Here is a 15,855-nt window from a genome sequence, read left to right on the forward strand (position 1 = left end):
GAAGACCTCGGTGAGTCCGGTGTACCGCTCGGGTGCGGTACGAGATGGGAGGCGCCTTCGCGGAAGGCGTCACGGGTGTGGTCCGTGAGGATTCAGTGAGTTCGATCGACAAGGCCGGTGGATGGTTGTCCAGGCCTTCACGGAATTCTCATGTGAGGTGGATCACAGATGAGGGATGATCGCCGTCGGCGCACCCTCGGCCGCCTACGACCGCCGTCGAGAGAAAGCACGCGACCCGCGCCCGAACGACCGTCCGAAAAGTCCGGAACGGAGTCCTCGTCCCTCCCTGATGGCGTCCGGGAGGAGTTCGTCCAGGACAGCGAGCGCGACATCCGCGCCTCCACCTCGAAGAGCCGTCCGGCAAGGCGTTCGACCCCTACGATCGCAGCCGGGAGCCGAGGGGCGACGATCGCGGTGGCGTGACCCGCACCCGAGGCGTACCTCCGCGAGCGGGGGAGGGGCCGGTCCCGACGGCCGGTCCCGGGTGTCCCCGGGACCGGCCGTTCTCAGGGGTGACCGGGCCGCTGTCCCCTGCCGTCCGGTCACTCGTCCGGAGCGAGGTCCCACGGCGTACGGCGGAGCCGCACGCCTCATCGCTCCGGCGAGCCGCGCGTGGTCCTCCCGGCCCGTCCCCGGCCGGCCCGGACACCGGTACCAACGAGGCGGCTCCGGTCCCGGTCATGCGCCGTACGGGTGAGGGGCGGTGCGTACGTCCGTACCGCGGAAGCGGATTCAGATCCTGCCGCGGCACAGCTCCAGCAGGGTCATCGCGAGCGCGGTGCCCGGCTTGCCCAGGGCGTCCCGGTAGGTGGCGAGGACCTCCATCTCGCGGGACAGGTTCACCCGCCGCCCGCCGGAGGCGATCCGTTCCTTCTGGATGACGGCCGACACGGCCATCCGTTCCTGCACCAGACCGATGATCCGGTCGTCGAGCGCGTCGATCCGCTCGCGGGCGCCGGTGATCAGCTCGGCGGCCTCGGCGGTGCGGGCGCCGGTCTTCTCGGTCGGCTGCGTCGTGGTGGCGGTCATGGCGGGGCTCCTCGAAGGACGGGTGCGGTGCCCCGGAGCGACAGGGTCCGGAGGAGAACGCCAGGCGCCCCGGACCTTGTCGGCCCGGGGCGCCTGGGAAGTCGCTTGTCAGTTGCTCAAGCAGCACGACCATGGCAGCCGGCGGGCCGGTCGCCATAGGTAAAGAGGAAGGTCGGGTGCGTGAGCATGGGGCAAGTATGCCCGGTCGGCCGCGGCCGTCCAACACCGGTCGCATGGTGAGACGGGGCCCGGTCCCGGCGGCGCGACATGCTCCGCCGCCGCCTCGGTAGAATTGGGGGGCACAAGACTCCCGCCCCACCGCCGGAAGGCACCTCGTGTCATCAGCGTCTCCCGCTGCCAACGCGCCCGACACCGTCCTGGTCGTCGACTTCGGCGCGCAGTACGCCCAGCTCATCGCCCGTCGCGTCCGCGAGGCGCGGGTCTACAGCGAGATCGTGCCGAGCACCATGCCGGTCGAGGAGATCCTCGCCAGGAACCCGGCGGCGATCATCCTGTCCGGCGGCCCCTCGTCCGTGTACGAGGAGGGCGCCCCCAGCCTCGACCGCGAGATCTTCGAGGCCGGCGTCCCCGTCTTCGGCATGTGCTACGGATTCCAGCTCATGGCCCAGAGCCTGGGCGGCCAGGTGGACAACACCGGCGCCCGCGAGTACGGCCGCACGGACCTGCGTGTCTCCAGGAACTCCTCCACCCTCTTCGAGGGCACCCCGGAGGAGCAGGCCGTCTGGATGTCGCACGGCGACGCCTGCTCCGCCGCCCCCGAGGGCTTCACCGTCACCGCCTCGACGGACATCGTCCCGGTCGCCGCGTTCGAGAACGACGACAAGAAGCTCTACGGCGTCCAGTACCACCCCGAGGTGATGCACTCCACGCACGGGCAGCAGGTGCTGGAGCACTTCCTGTACCGGGGCGCGGGCCTGACCCCGGACTGGACCACCGGCAACGTCATCGACGAGCAGGTCGACGCCATCCGCGAGCTGGTCGGCGACAAGCGCGCCATCTGCGGCCTGTCCGGCGGTGTGGACTCCGCCGTCGCCGCCGCGCTCGTCCAGAAGGCCATCGGCTCCCAGCTGACCTGCGTGTACGTCGACCACGGCCTGATGCGCAAGGGCGAGACCGAGCAGGTCGAGAAGGACTTCGTGGCCGCGACCGGCGTGCAGCTCAAGGTCGTGGACGCCCAGGAGCGGTTCCTCACGGCCCTCAAGGGCGTCTCCGACCCCGAGGAGAAGCGGAAGATCATCGGCCGGGAGTTCATCCGGGTCTTCGAGCAGGCCCAGGCCGAGATCATCGCGGACGAGGGTCCGGCGGTGGAGTTCCTGGTCCAGGGCACCCTCTACCCGGACGTCGTGGAGTCCGGCGGCGGCACCGGCACCGCCAACATCAAGTCCCACCACAACGTGGGCGGCCTCCCCGAGGACCTCGAGTTCAAGCTGATCGAGCCGCTGCGCAAACTGTTCAAGGACGAGGTCCGGATGGTCGGCCAGGAGCTCGGCCTGCCCGAGGAGATCGTCCAGCGCCAGCCGTTCCCCGGACCGGGCCTGGGCATCCGCATCGTCGGCGAGGTCACCAAGGAGCGGCTCGACCTGCTCCGCGAGGCCGACGCCATCGCCCGCGAGGAGCTGACCGCGGCCGGTCTCGACCGGGACATCTGGCAGTGCCCGGTGGTCCTGCTCGCGGACGTGCGCTCGGTGGGCGTCCAGGGCGACGGCCGTACCTACGGCCACCCGATCGTGCTGCGCCCGGTCTCCAGCGAGGACGCCATGACCGCCGACTGGTCACGGCTGCCGTACGACGTCCTCGCGAAGATCTCGACCCGGATCACCAACGAGGTGCGGGACGTCAACCGCGTCGTCCTCGACGTGACCTCCAAGCCGCCGGGCACCATCGAGTGGGAGTAGTCCCCACCGTCATGTCCGTCTGAGAGCGCGCACCGGCTCTCCGGGCTTCCAGACCTGGACGACCAGGTACTTGTCGTCCTCGACGCGGGTCCGTACGACCTCCGTCAGCTCGGTGCGGAAGAGGTGGAACGGCTCCGGCGGTTCCACCTCTTCGGCGTACCCGCGCCGGGTCTCCGTGTCGTCGTCGGCGATCTCGACCGCCCGGCCGCTGATCCGGACGTCGCCGCCGCCCATGCCCGTGCCGTCGCCGGGGTTCGCCTGGAGCGCGAAGCGCGGGTCGCGGCGCAGATCGAGCGCCTTGAGCGAACCCGGCATCATGCCGAGCCACAGCTCCCCGTTCAGGAAGCGGACCTCCAGGCCGGCGGTGCGCGGTGAGCCGTCCTTGCGCAGGGTCGCGAGAACGTGGTGGGGGTACGCGGCGAAGCGCTCCTCCACGGTCTTCGCGAGATCCGGTTCGGCGGCGAGGAAGGCCGCCCAATTCGTGTGCATGGGACGAGTGTTGCGTGGAAACCGGACATCCTGTGTCGGGTATCGGCGGGGTCCTCCGGACGGAGCAGCGGGCCCCGTGCCGCATCTTTACGGAAGAGAGCTGTCGTACGGGGCGGCCCGCCGGTAACTTCCGCCCCGTACGCACACCCCCGCGGGAGGACTCATGCACGGGCCCACGCCGCCCCTGCCGCTGCCCACCGACAAACTGCGCTTCGCCATGCCGCCGATGCACGAGTCGGTCGACGACGAGCGCCGGCACCGCAAGCAGCGGCTCGCGGGCGCGCTGCGGCTCTTCGGGCGGCTCGGTTACGAGGACGGTGTCTCGGGGCACATCACCGCGCGCGACCCGGAGTTCAGCGACTGCTTCTGGGTCAATCCGTTCGGGATGCCCTTCCGGCAGGTCACCGTGAGCGACCTGGTGCTAGCCAACCGGGACGGCCAGGTGGTCGAGGGCGGTCACCACGTCAACCAGGCCGCGTTCACCGTGCACGCCCAGGTGCACGCGGCCCGGCCCGACGTCGTCGCCGTCGCCCACTGCCACTCGGTGCACGGCCGTGCCCTCGCCGCCCTCGGCGACCTGCTCGACCCGATCACCCAGGAGAGCTGTGCCTTCTACGAGGACCACGCCCTCTACGACGCCTACAGCGGCGTCACCGTCGACGCCGAGGAGGGACGGCGGATCGCGGGTGTGCTCGGCTCCCACAAGGCGCTGGTGCTGCGCAACCACGGACTGCTCACCGTGGGCGACTCGGTGGACGCGGCGGCCTGGTGGTTCGTGACGATGGAGCGGTCCTGTCAGGTGCAGCTCACCGCGAAGGCGGCGGGTCGGCCCGTCCTGATCGACCACCGGCAGGCGGTGGCGACGCGGGAGCAGTTGGGCGGGGACCTGGTGGCGTGGATCAACTACCAGCCGATGTGGCAGGACATCAGCCGGAGCGAGCCGGATCTGCTGAGTTAGACGGCAGGTCAACCCGTCGTCGTGAAATTCACTCGTCCGGACCGGGCCTGCCGGACGGCGAGGGGGCGGTGTAGGGCACAATTCGCTTTCGTCGCAGGGGACTTGTGTCGTGTTTTTGATGGCGGGGAAGGCGGGCTTCGGGCGTGGCGGTGCAGGAGGCGAGGCAGGGCGGCCCCGACGTGGGCGCCCATGAGGGCGGCTGCACCTGCGGGGACTGTCCGCACGGAGTGCGTGAGGGGCATCGGCGCGCGGTCGCCGCGTTCCTGCTGAAGCGGGACGAGTTCGCGGCCGGGCAGGGGGTGCCGGCCGCGGTGGCCCACTCCGCCTCCGCTTCCCGGCAGTGGGTGTCGGAGGAGTTGACGCAGGCCGCGGAGGTCGTCGCCGAACGGGGACGGGCCGAGGGCACGGCGTGGCTGGTGCGGCTGTGGCGGCGGACCGCGGGTGCGGTGTGGGCGGGCGTCGTGCTGCTGCTCCTGGGGCAGGCGTTCACGGCGATCGGCGCGGGGTGGACCGCCGCGCGCACCGCCGGGTTGCTGGCGGCGCTGGTGGTGGCCGGCGCGCTGACCGCCGCGGCGTGGTTCCACCGGGCACGCGGGGGTGCGCTGGCGCCGGTGATCGGGGAGGACAACCGGCTCTCCACGTCCCGTGCGGTGGCCGCGTGCTGGGTGTTGTTCCTGGCGTTCGCGGTGCTCGTTCTGGTGGGGCGGCTCGCGGCCGCCTCCGGGAACCGGGAGCGGGACGCCCTGATCGACGGGCTGGAGCTGGACCGCGGCGCCGGTGTGGTGACCGTGCTGGCCGTGGTGTGCGGGATCGCCGTGCTGGTGCGGCGGGTGGTCGGACTGCGGGTGCTGGGACAGCGCCTGCAGAAGGTGCGCGCGTACCGGCCCAGGGCGGCGGACCTGCTGACCGACGACTCGGGCCGGGGCAGCTTCGCCGACATCCAGTACGTCGTGATCAGCGGTGTCGCCCTGGTGTTCGCGGCGGTGCGGCTGGCCCGGCGACCGGACCAGCTGCCGGATCTGCCATGGGGACTCGCGGTGGTGGTCCTGGTGTCGGCGGCGACCTATCTCGCGGGGAAGTACGCGGAGGGCGGGCGTCCGGTCATTCTGTCGGTGGTGCGGGCGCGGGAAGCCGGTGATCTGGACGCGCCGATCCGGACCGGCGACGACATCGAGATCCGCGGGGCCGGGTTCGTGCCGGCGGGGGCCCAGGGCGCGGACCGGTTGTCACGGATGGTGGTGCGGGTGGGACCGGTGCACGTGCATGTGCCGCTGGTCCCGGTGAAGGGCGGCTTCGACAACCCGACGGACTCGCTGCTGACCGTGCCCGTGCCGGCGGAGGTGGAGCCGGGGCGGGTGGAGGTACAGGTCGTCACAGCAGCAGGCGTGGAAACCAACCGCTACACGATCGACGTGACGGACTGAACCCTGCCGGGAACCACAGGCAGCCGCCGCCGCTCCCGCCGTTCCCGGGGGCGATCGTGCCGCTGGGGCGGCACGGATGGGTGCGACGGCACCCCGCCAGCGCCGGGCTGCGCGAACACCCCCCGAACCGCACCGGCACCGGCGTGTCCGCAAGCACCGCGTCCGAAGAAAAACCCCGTGCCCAGGGTTGAGCCGCCCTCATTCGTCGTACGTATGGACTGACGCGGAGGTCCCGGCACGGCAGTGAGAGGCGGCGGACGGCGATGACCCACGGTATGCGGGCGGACACGCGCTCCCCGCGCCCCGGCGACGGGGACTGGCGGGACACCGCCGCCCGCTACGCCCTCGTCCCCCTGCGTGTCTTCCTGGGCATCACCTTCCTCTACGCCGGCCTCGACAAACTCACGGACAGCGCGTTCATGAAGGACGCCGGCGCCGGATCGATCGGCGACATGATGCGCGGTGTCCGCGACTCCTCCGCCGTCCCCGCGCTGGTCGACATGGCGTTGGAGAGCCCCGTCGCGTTCGGATACGCCATCGCCCTCGGGGAGCTGGCCGTCGGCATCGGCGCCCTGCTCGGCCTGCTCACCCGCATCGCCGCCCTGGGCGGCGCGCTGATCTCCCTCAGCCTGTGGCTGACCGTGAGCTGGGCCGCCGATCCGTACTACTACGGCAACGACCTCCCGTACCTGATGGCCTGGATTCCGCTGGTGCTGGCGGGTGCTCCGCTGTTGTCCGTGGACGCCGCTCTGCACGCGCGGCGGCAGCGGACGGGGGAGCACCGGTAGCGCCCGCTCAGGGTGTCGTCTCCGCGTCGGCCCTCCGGGGGACCGACCTGTCCCGGCGGCGGCGTACGAGGCCGGTCAGGGAACCCACCGCGCCGGCCAGGCAGAGCCCGCCGGTGACCACGGGGATCACCACGAACCACGGGGTGTCCCAGGCGCCACCCGCGTCACCTGCGTAGATCACCGCAGCGAGGATGAGGAAGGCGCCGGCCACCAGCCTGCCCGGCTGGAACTCATGACGCAGCACGGCTCACCTCCGCCTGTCCCGCGCCGACCTGGAGATCGAGGTCGAGTGTGCCCGCCTCCTCGACGCCGGCCGGAGGCTCCAGGGTCACCTCCTTGTGCTTGCCCGGTGCCACGTCCACGTCCTTCTGCCTGTCGCCCGGCAACTGGATGTCCCCCACTCCCACATCGACGCTCAGTCTCACGGTCACGTCCCTGGGCACGATCACGTGGATCCGGCCCAGGCCGACATCGGCCCGCGTCGAGACGGTGCGGTCCCCGGGGATGCGTATCGCGGACAGGTCCAGTTCGCCCTCACCGGCGCCCAGGTCGTAGGCCGGGCGTATCTGGGCGACCGAGGTGGGCTCCCAGGTCGTGCGCGTCCAGTCGGTGCCGATGTCCTTGGGCAGGGCGGCCGAGCCGGCGAGCAGGCCCGCCGTGACGACCGCCAGGACGATCGATCCCGCTCCGGTACGGCCGAGGAACGCGCTGACGGCCACGCCGATGCCGAAGACGGCGAGCGCGCAGGCGAGACCGGTCTGCAGGCTGGTGCCGAGGGGATGCCCCTCCCACGTCAGCCCGGTGCCGAGACCGCCGGCGAGCAGGGCGAGCAGGAAGATCCAGCCGCCGGTCCCGCGGGGGCCGCGCGGCTTCGGCGGCCGGTGGAGCGGCGCGTACGCGATGCCGCGGGTGCCGACGCGGGGGTCGAGGTTGATGTCGACGGCGGCGGCGATGTCCATGTCGCGGGAGTCCCGGGGCCCCCACAGATAGCCCGTGCCACCGACGTGTGTGCCGTCCTTGACGATCGGATCACGCCACCACGAGGGGAAGGCGGAGGGGGCCGGCGGCGCCTGGGGCTCCGGTGGGGCGTCGGCCGCGGCCTGGGCGGCGATGTGGTCGGGGCTGGGCGCGCCGCGCCGCCGTGACCAGTACCCGGCGCCGGCGAGCAGCAGGGACAGTATGACGGCGAAGCTCAGCACTCCGTCGTTGCTCAGCATGGTGAGGAAGATGCCGCAGCCCACCAGCGCGAACAGCACGGCCGTCAGGGTGTGGCCGTCGACCCGGCCGGTCAGCAGCCGGCGGATCCCGTTCTCGTCCTCGTCCTCGTACGGGACGAAGAGCCAGGCGAAGCCGTAGAAGATGAGGCCGATGCCGCCGGTGGCGGACAGGACCGCGAGCGTGATCCGGAAGATCACCGGGTCCATGTCGCACTGCCGGCCGAGCCCCGCGCACACCCCGCCGAGCAACTGGTGCCGGCGGTCGCGCCGGAAGCGTCCGCTCTCGTCGGCCGGTTCCGGCGGCGGGGCGGTCGCTCCCTCCGGGGCGGAGACGGGTCCCGGCCCCGTCGCGGCGTGCTGGTGATCGGTCATGGATCCATGGTGACGGGCGAGCCGCCGCGGCGGCAGTCGGTACGACCCTGGCCGGACCCTGATATCGGTCCCCCAGGGGGGCCGGGGGAACGTTCGACGGTCCCGGCCCGCGGAGATCAGGGGAGTCTCCGGGGCCGACCCTGATGCTCCGGTACTTCGGCCGTGTGACCATCATTGGCATGTCGGAAGCCGCAGCAGCGCCAGTAGCCGAGCCGCGGCCGCCGCGCAAGCTCTACCGCAGCAGTGACGGACGCTGGCTCGGCGGTGTGGCGCGGGGGCTCGCCGGGCACCTCGGGCTGCCCGTGATCTGGGTACGTCTCGTCTTCGTCGGCCTGTTCATGGCCGACGGTCTCGGCGCGCTGCTGTACGCCGCGTTCTGGTTCTTCGTACCCCTGGGCGTCGGAGGTGTGGACGCGCAGAAACCGCCCTCGCTGGTGGTGACGGACACCTCGCCGGACGGTCGGCGCAGACTCGTCACCCGTAGACCGGACAAGGGGCAGATCGTCGCCCTGCTCCTCATGGTCGTCGTGGCCATGATCTTCGTGGGCAACGTGAACCTGAGCAACGGCACCAGGGCCTACCTCTGGCCGACCGTGCTGGTCGGTGCGGGCGTCGCCCTGGTCTGGCGGCAGGCGGACAACGCCCGCCGGGCCCGCTGGATGGAGGTCGGCCGCCGACGGCGCACGGTCACGCTGCTGCGGGCCGTGGCCGGTGTGCTCCTGGTGACGGCGGGCGCCTCGGGCATCTTCGTCCTGCGGGGTTCCGGCAGTCACCTCGGTTCGGTGCTCCAGGCGGCCCTCGCGGTCCTCGTCGGCATCACCCTCCTCGCCGGCCCCTACCTCGTGCGCATGACACAGGACCTCTCCGAGGAGCGCCTGATGCGCATCAGGGCCCAGGAACGTGCGGAGGTCGCCGCCCATGTCCACGACTCGGTGCTGCACACCCTCACCCTGATCCAGCGCAACGCGGACAACGCGGGCGAGGTGCGCCGCCTGGCCCGGGCCCAGGAGCGCGACCTGCGCGCCTGGCTCTACAAGCCGGAGGGCAACGGGAAGGACGAGGACGACGAACCCGCCACGCTCGCCGAGGCGGTGAAGCGCAATGCCGCCGAGGTGGAGGACAAGCACGGCGTCCCCCTCGAGGTGGTGGTCGTCGGAGACTGTCCGCTCGACGAGAGGATCAGCGCACAGATGCAGGCCGCGCGCGAAGCGATGGTCAACGCCGCCAAGTACGGTGGCGAGGGAGGCGCGGTGCAGGTCTACGCCGAAGTCGAGGGGAGGACGGTCTTCGTGTCCGTCCGGGACCGCGGCCCCGGCTTCGACCTGGACTCGATACCCGCCGACCGCATGGGCGTCAGAGAATCGATCATCGGCCGCATGGAGCGCAACGGAGGCACGGCGCGGCTGCGCGCGGTGCCGGACGGCGGCACGGAGGTCGAGCTGGAGATGGAGAGGGCGGAGAAGACGTCATGAGCGAGCCGACCGAGGCGAACGGAACGACGGGAGCGGCGGGGAGTGCCGGGCGTCATGTGCGTGTCGTCCTCGTCGACGACCACCGCATGTTCCGCACGGGGGTCCAGGCGGAGATAGGACAGACCGCGCAGACGGGCGTCGAGGTGGTCGGCGAGGCCGCCGACGTCGACCAGGCGGTCACGGTCATCACCGCGACCCGGCCCGAGGTGGTCCTGCTCGACGTGCACCTGCCCGGTGGCGGCGGCGTCGAAGTGCTGCGCCGTTGCGCCCCGTTGATGGGCGACGCCGAGCGGCCGGTCCGTTTCCTCGCCCTGTCCGTGTCGGACGCGGCGGAGGACGTGATCGGGGTGATCCGGGGCGGTGCGCGCGGATACGTGACCAAGACGATCACCGGGACCGACCTGGTCGACTCGATCTTCCGGGTCCAGGAGGGGGACGCGGTCTTCTCGCCGCGGCTGGCCGGCTTCGTCCTGGACGCCTTCGCCTCGACCGACGCCCCGCCGGTCGACGAGGACCTCGACCGCCTCACCCAGCGCGAGCGGGAGGTACTGCGGCTGATCGCCCGCGGCTACGCCTACAAGGAGATCGCCAAGCAGCTGTTCATCTCGGTGAAGACGGTCGAGTCCCACGTCTCGGCGGTCCTGCGCAAGCTCCAGCTCTCCAACCGCCACGAACTGACCCGCTGGGCGACGGCGCGACGACTGGTCTGAGCGGGCCCTCGGACCACGTGCGTGGAGCCCGCGAAGGGCATCTCGTCGATGGGGGCCACGCGGACCGGGGCCGAGGGGTTCGGGGCGTGGATCACGCGGCCGTCGCCGACGTAGATGCCGACGTGGCTGATGCCGGAGCAGAAGAAGACCAGGTCGCCGGGGCGGAGTTCGGAGCGGGGGACGCGGCGGCCGGCGTCGATCTGGACGTAGGTGGTGCGGGGCAGGGAGACACCGGCGGAGCGGTACGCGGCCTGCACGAGGCCCGAGCAGTCGAAGGCGTCCGGGCCGGTCGCGCCCCAGACGTGAGGGCTGCCGAGCTTGGCGTAGGCGTAGGAGACGGCCTCCGCCGCGCGGGGGCCGCCAAGGCGGCCTCCCGGGCGTCCGTCGAGGAGTGCGGGGCGCGGTCGGGTCCTGCGGTGCGCTGCCACCTGGCCTCCCGTCCTCGTGCACGGCCGCGCGGAGCGGACTGCCGTCCGGCGGTCCGGCGGTCCGGCGGCGGGGGTGCACGGGGGAGCCGTCCGCCGCCGGACCTTCTTCGGCGGTGGTGTCCGGTCGCCGCCTCTGGGCCGGGCGGCGGTGGAGAGCCGGTCACCTGGGGGAGGACGCTAGGCCCGGCCGCGGGGCCCCGGTGCGGGTTGCGCGGAAGTGACGTGAGCGGATCGTCGGGTGACCGTAGGTGACCAGGATTTCGTTCCGGCTTCGTCGTCTTCACTCAGGGTGATGACCGATATGGCGGAGGAAGGACGGATGAGGGCGCTGGAGTGCTACGAGGCGGCTATGGCTAGGCTCCGGCCTCATGGACGTACTCATCCACCTCTTCGTCGGTCTGCACATCATCGGCATCGCGTCGCTCCTCGGCGGCTTCCTCACCCAGATGAAGGCGATGGGCGCGGGTACCGCCCGGTTCGTCCCCGCGATGCTGCACGGCGCGCTGACGATGCTGGTCACCGGTGTGGTCCTGGTCGGTCTCAACCAGGCCCAGGACCACTCCGTCGACAACATCAAGATCGGCGTGAAGCTGGCCCTGCTGATCGTGATCCTCGGCCTGGTCTATGTGAAGCGGGACGACGAGAAGGTGGACAAGGGCCTGTTCGGCCTGGTCGGACTGCTGACCGTGACGAATGTCTTCATCGCGGTGCTGTGGACCTGACCCTCTGCTCCACGGGCCGGACGTGACCGCGGCCCGCGACAGGGCGTGCCCCGGCTCCCGGGCCGGGGAACGCCGACGGCGGTGGACGCGGACAGCGTCACCGCCGTCGGCGTTCCCAGGGGAACACGGCCGCCCGGCACCGCGCGCCGTGAGGTGGGCCGGCACGGAGAGGGAGCGGGGCGGGGACGGTGCCGGAGGAACCCCCGTGCTCCTTCCCCGCCCCTTCCGAGCGGGTCAGGCGGGGCGCACCACGCTGTGGATCGAGGACTCGCCGTCGTAGTAGACGGACTCCTCGCGGACGTACGTGCCGGGCTTCGGCGCGTGGATCATCATCCCGTTGCCGATGTAGATGCCCACGTGGGTGATGTCGTCGTAGAAGAAGACCAGGTCACCGGGGAGGGCCTGGGAGACGGGGACCGTCGTGCCCGCGTCGACCTGGTCGTAGGTGGTGCGCGGGAGGGTGACTCCGGCGGCCTTCCAGGCGGCCTGGGTGAGGCCGGAGCAGTCGTAGGAGCCGGGGCCGGTGGCGCCCCAGACGTACGGCTTGCCGATCTGCGCGCGGGCGAAGGCGAGGGCCTTCTCGGCCTTGGTGGCGTACGAGGAGTCCGTCGACGTCGACGTCGACGTCGACGTCGACGTCGACGTCGACGGCGTGCCGGCCGAGCCGGAGGCGCTGCCCGAGGTGCCGCTGTCCTGCTGGGCGGCGGCCGCCTCCTCCTGGGCCTTCTGCTGCTCGGCGAGCTCGGCGGCCTTGCGGGCGGCCTCCTTCTGCTTCTTCTTCTCGATCGCCGCGAGCCGCGCCTTCTCCTCGGCGGTCAGCTCCGCCATCAGGTCGCGCGCGTCGGCGAGCTTCTTCTGGACGGTGGCCTTGGCCGTCTTCAGGTCGCCCTGGGTCTCGGTGAGCGTCTCGAGGCTCTCGGTGGCCTCCTGGCGCTTCTTCATCGTCTCGGACTGCTGGGTGACGTAGTCGTCGACCGCTTCCTTCTGGCGGCCGGTCATCCGGTCCATCACCTGGCGCTGGTCGAAGATGTCCTGCGGCGTGTCCGCGAGCAGGAAGGTCGCGGTGTCGGGGATGCCGGCGCCGGTCCGGTACTGGGCGGCGGCGAAGGAACCCAGTTCCGCCCGCGCCTCGTTGAGCTTCTGGGTGCGCTCGGCCACGTCGTCGAGGAGCGTGTCCACCTGCTTGCGCTGCTTCGCGGTCTTCTCCCTGGCCGCGTTGTACTTCTCGGTCGCCGACTCCGCCTGGCGGTAGAGGTCGTCGACCTTCTTCTCGACCTCCTCCAGGCTGGGCCTGCCGTCGTCGGAGGGGGCGGCGGTGGCCGTCTGGGAGAGCAGGGCCACGGAGGTCAGGGCGGCCGTGGCGAGGGCCGGGGTCCGTATGCCTGCCACGCGGGTGCCGGGGGTGCGCGACTTGCGGTGCGACGCCAAGGGAGGCGACTCCTTCCAACGCTCCGCCTACCGGGTTAGCTGTCGGGTTCGGGCGGGTGCTTGGAAGGGTTGCCCTACGGCCGCTCCGCGAGGGAGTGGGCCGATTCACCCCATGGTCTCGGTGGGTCCCCGGCTCCGGCTGCCGCGATCGGCAGGGACGGACTCGGCGGAGGCCGCGCGGCCCGGCGAGGTTCGCCGGTGGGGGTCGTGCGGCCCGCCCGCACCGTAGCCAACCGGTGTGGCGCCTGTGAAGGTTGATGGGTGATATGCCCGATACATTTTCGTGACCTTGCGCGCGGGGTGACCCAGGGTGATATATCGGTTCTGAAGGGTGAAGACCCTGCTCCGGCTGCCGGAAACCGGGGATGTTCCCGGGGTGGCCTCAGGTTGTCGGTGGAGCGCCCTAGACTCGGAGAGCGATGAGCAGCCTCTTTGACGACAGCTTCCTGGCGGACCTCCAGGCCCAGCGGGGCCCCGAGGGCGAGCCCCCGCCACCGCCCGAGGACGAGCACGTACCGGAGCCGATCCCGGACGACCTGTTCGGCGGGAAGTTCGACCTGCCGCCGGAACGGGACACCCACTACCGCGACGGCGCCCCACGCCCGGTGATCGACGCCGCCGCACTCCTCGAAGGGCTGAACGACAACCAGCGCGCCGCCGTCGTGCACTCCGGCTCCCCGCTGCTCATCGTGGCCGGCGCCGGTTCCGGCAAGACCCGCGTGCTCACCCACCGCATCGCCCACCTGCTGGCCGAGCGGCACGTCCATCCGGGCCAGATCCTCGCGATCACCTTCACCAACAAGGCCGCGGGCGAGATGAAGGAGCGCGTCGAGCAGCTCGTCGGCCCGCGTGCGGGCGCCATGTGGGTCATGACGTTCCACAGCGCGTGCGTGCGCATCCTGCGCCGCGAGAGCAAGAAGCTCGGCTTCACGTCGTCGTTCTCGATCTACGACGCCGCCGACTCCAAGCGGCTGATGGCCCTGGTCTGCCGCGACCTGGACCTCGACCCCAAGCGTTTCCCGCCGAAGTCCTTCAGCGCCAAGATCAGCAACCTGAAGAACGAACTGATCGACGAGGAGGACTTCGCCGCCCGGGCGGCCGACGGCTTCGAGAAGACCCTCGCCCAGGCCTACGCGCTCTACCAGTCCCGGCTGCGCGAGGCGAACGCGCTGGACTTCGACGACCTGATCATGACGACGGTCAATCTGCTCCGCGCCTTCCCGGACGTCGCCGAGCACTACCGCCGCCGGTTCCGGCACGTCATGGTCGACGAGTACCAGGACACCAACCACGCCCAGTACGCCCTGGTGCGCGAGCTCGTCGGCACCTCCGAGCATTCCGCCGGCGCACCGTCCGAGGCCGAGGTCCCGCCCGCCGAGCTGTGCGTGGTGGGCGACGCCGACCAGTCGATCTACGCCTTCCGCGGCGCGACGATCCGCAACATCCTCCAGTTCGAGGAGGACTACCCGGACGCGACCACGATCCTGCTGGAACAGAACTACCGCTCCACCCAGACCATCCTGAGCGCGGCCAACGCCGTCATCGAGCGCAACGAGTCGCGGCGCCCCAAGAACCTGTGGACCAACGCAGGCACGGGCGCGCGGATCACCGGGTACGTCGCGGACACCGAGCACGACGAGGCCCAGTTCGTCGCCGACGAGATAGACCGCCTCACCGACGCGGGCGAGGCGAAGGCGGGCGACGTCGCCGTCTTCTACCGCACCAACGCCCAGTCCCGTGTCTTCGAGGAGATCTTCATCCGCGTCGGCCTGCCCTACAAGGTCGTCGGCGGCGTCCGCTTCTACGAGCGCAAGGAGGTCCGGGACGTCCTGGCCTACCTGCGGGTGCTCGCCAACCCCGAGGACTCGGTGCCGCTGCGCCGCATCCTCAACGTACCCAAGCGGGGCATCGGCGACCGTGCGGAGGCGATGATCGACGCCCTCGCCCAGCGAGAGAGGATCAGCTTCCCGCAGGCGCTGAAGCGCGTCGACGAGGCGTACGGCATGGCCGCGCGGTCGTCGAACGCCGTGAAGCGGTTCAACACGCTCATGGAGGACCTCCGTACGGTCGTCGAGTCCGGCGCGGGCCCGGCCACCGTCCTGGAGGCGATCCTCGAACGCACCGGCTACCTCGCCGAGTTGCAGGCCTCCACCGACCCGCAGGACGAGACCCGGATCGAGAACCTCCAGGAGCTCGCCGCCGTCGCCCTGGAGTTCGAGCAGGAGCGCGGCGAGGGCGAGTCGGTCGCGCTGTCCGACTTCCTGGAGCAGGTCGCCCTGGTCGCCGACTCCGACCAGATCCCCGACGAGGACGAGGACGGCTCCGGTGTCATCACCCTGATGACCCTGCACACCGCCAAGGGCCTGGAGTTCCCGGTCGTCTTCCTCACCGGCATGGAGGACGGCGTCTTCCCGCACATGCGCGCCCTCGGCCAGACCAAGGAGCTGGAGGAGGAGCGGCGCCTGGCGTACGTCGGCATCACGCGCGCGCGTGAGCGGCTGTACCTGACCCGGTCGACGCTGCGCAGCGCGTGGGGCCAGCCGTCCTACAACCCGCCCTCGCGGTTCCTGGAGGAGATCCCGGCCGCCCACCTGGAGTGGAAGCGGACGGGGGCGAGCGCGCCCGTGTCCTCCGGTCCGGTGTCGGGGGTGGCGGCTTCGCTGTCGTCGTCCCGTTCCCGCTCGTCGGCTTCGGGAGCCTCCGGTTTCGCCACCCGGCGGACCGCGGAGAAGCCCGTGGTGGCGCTGGCGGTCGGGGACCGGGTCACCCACGACCAGTTCGGCCTCGGCACCGTGGTCGCGGTGAAGGGCACGGGCGCCAACACGGAGGCGACGATCGACTTCGGGGACACCAAGCCCAAGCGGCTGCTGCTGCGGTACGCGCCGGTGGAGAAGCTGTAGGC

At 71.4% G+C, this 15,855-nt stretch carries 13 protein-coding genes, 1 pseudogene and 1 riboswitch; of the genes and pseudogenes, 8 read left to right on the plus strand and 6 right to left on the minus strand.

From position 1 onward, the window contains the following. Window positions 1-732 precede the first annotated feature (732 nt). A complete protein-coding gene (locus ACZ8ZB_RS20780) occupies window positions 733-1,029 on the minus strand; it encodes a chorismate mutase (protein WP_030829640.1) in 297 nt (98 codons plus the stop codon). A gap of 335 nt (window positions 1,030-1,364) precedes the next feature. Here ACZ8ZB_RS20780 and guaA point away from each other — a divergent pair, with 335 nt between their 5' ends. Beyond that, entirely contained in the window at window positions 1,365-2,945 is a 1,581-nt protein-coding gene (gene guaA, locus ACZ8ZB_RS20785; RefSeq protein WP_470739165.1) for a glutamine-hydrolyzing GMP synthase, read from the plus strand. A gap of 9 nt (window positions 2,946-2,954) precedes the next feature. On the opposite strand, the gene ACZ8ZB_RS20790 is transcribed toward guaA, so the two are convergent. Further along, window positions 2,955-3,434, minus strand: a complete 480-nt coding sequence (locus tag ACZ8ZB_RS20790; RefSeq protein ID WP_470739166.1) for a pyridoxamine 5'-phosphate oxidase family protein — start codon at window positions 3,432-3,434, stop codon at window positions 2,955-2,957. Window positions 3,435-3,597: 163 nt separating this feature from the next. On the opposite strand from ACZ8ZB_RS20790, the gene ACZ8ZB_RS20795 reads away from it, so the two are divergent. The 3 genes from ACZ8ZB_RS20795 to ACZ8ZB_RS20805 all read left to right on the plus strand — a co-directional run bounded on the left by ACZ8ZB_RS20795 (window position 3,598) and on the right by ACZ8ZB_RS20805 (window position 6,604). Then, window positions 3,598-4,392, plus strand: coding sequence for a class II aldolase/adducin family protein (locus ACZ8ZB_RS20795; protein ID WP_470739167.1), 795 nt, complete (start codon window positions 3,598-3,600; stop codon window positions 4,390-4,392). Window positions 4,393-4,535: 143 nt separating this feature from the next. Then, window positions 4,536-5,816 (plus strand): hypothetical protein, encoded by a 1,281-nt coding sequence (locus ACZ8ZB_RS20800; RefSeq protein ID WP_470739168.1) that lies wholly within the window; start codon window positions 4,536-4,538, stop codon window positions 5,814-5,816. Between the two features lie 263 nt (window positions 5,817-6,079). Then, the gene (locus tag ACZ8ZB_RS20805) at window positions 6,080-6,604 is read left to right on the plus strand and encodes a DoxX family protein (RefSeq protein WP_470739169.1); all 525 of its coding nucleotides are present in this window, start codon (window positions 6,080-6,082) and stop codon (window positions 6,602-6,604) included. 7 nt (window positions 6,605-6,611) lie between these two features. Here the strand turns inward: ACZ8ZB_RS20805 and ACZ8ZB_RS20810 are convergent, their stop codons facing one another. Next, window positions 6,612-6,848, minus strand: coding sequence for a hypothetical protein (locus tag ACZ8ZB_RS20810; protein WP_470739170.1), 237 nt, complete (start codon window positions 6,846-6,848; stop codon window positions 6,612-6,614). Next, window positions 6,835-8,193, minus strand: coding sequence for a PspC domain-containing protein (locus ACZ8ZB_RS20815; RefSeq protein WP_470739171.1), 1,359 nt, complete (start codon window positions 8,191-8,193; stop codon window positions 6,835-6,837). Before ACZ8ZB_RS20815 ends, ACZ8ZB_RS20810 begins: the two co-directional genes overlap by 14 nt. 179 nt (window positions 8,194-8,372) lie before the next feature. Between ACZ8ZB_RS20815 and ACZ8ZB_RS20820 the strand changes: the two genes are divergently transcribed. Both ACZ8ZB_RS20820 and ACZ8ZB_RS20825 read left to right on the plus strand, forming a co-directional pair. Continuing rightward, window positions 8,373-9,665: an ATP-binding protein gene (locus ACZ8ZB_RS20820; protein WP_470739172.1), complete on the plus strand. Its 1,293-nt coding sequence runs from the start codon at window positions 8,373-8,375 to the stop codon at window positions 9,663-9,665. Continuing rightward, window positions 9,662-10,375, plus strand: a complete 714-nt coding sequence (locus ACZ8ZB_RS20825) for a LuxR C-terminal-related transcriptional regulator (protein ID WP_470739173.1) — start codon at window positions 9,662-9,664, stop codon at window positions 10,373-10,375. The genes ACZ8ZB_RS20820 and ACZ8ZB_RS20825 overlap by 4 nt, the downstream gene beginning before the upstream one ends. An 11-nt stretch (window positions 10,376-10,386) precedes the next feature. On the opposite strand, the pseudogene ACZ8ZB_RS20830 reads toward ACZ8ZB_RS20825, so the two are convergent. Continuing rightward, window positions 10,387-10,731: pseudogene (locus ACZ8ZB_RS20830) on the minus strand (C40 family peptidase); the annotation flags it as partial. 440 nt (window positions 10,732-11,171) lie between these two features. Here ACZ8ZB_RS20830 and ACZ8ZB_RS20835 point away from each other — a divergent pair. Then, a complete protein-coding gene (locus ACZ8ZB_RS20835; RefSeq protein WP_470739174.1) occupies window positions 11,172-11,525 on the plus strand; it encodes a hypothetical protein in 354 nt (117 codons plus the stop codon). A 234-nt stretch (window positions 11,526-11,759) separates the two neighbouring features. Here ACZ8ZB_RS20835 and ACZ8ZB_RS20840 read toward each other — a convergent pair whose 3' ends face one another. Then, window positions 11,760-12,953: a C40 family peptidase gene (locus tag ACZ8ZB_RS20840; RefSeq protein ID WP_470739175.1), complete on the minus strand. Its 1,194-nt coding sequence runs from the start codon at window positions 12,951-12,953 to the stop codon at window positions 11,760-11,762. 7 nt (window positions 12,954-12,960) lie between these two features. Beyond that, a riboswitch (cyclic di-AMP (ydaO/yuaA leader) is annotated at window positions 12,961-13,117 on the minus strand. A 255-nt stretch (window positions 13,118-13,372) separates the two neighbouring features. Between ACZ8ZB_RS20840 and pcrA the strand changes: the two genes are divergently transcribed. Beyond that, window positions 13,373-15,853, plus strand: coding sequence for a DNA helicase PcrA (gene pcrA / locus ACZ8ZB_RS20845; RefSeq protein ID WP_470739176.1), 2,481 nt, complete (start codon window positions 13,373-13,375; stop codon window positions 15,851-15,853). Window positions 15,854-15,855: the final 2 nt, after the last annotated feature.

The sequence above is a fragment of the Streptomyces sp. 12E genome (assembly GCF_055633275.1).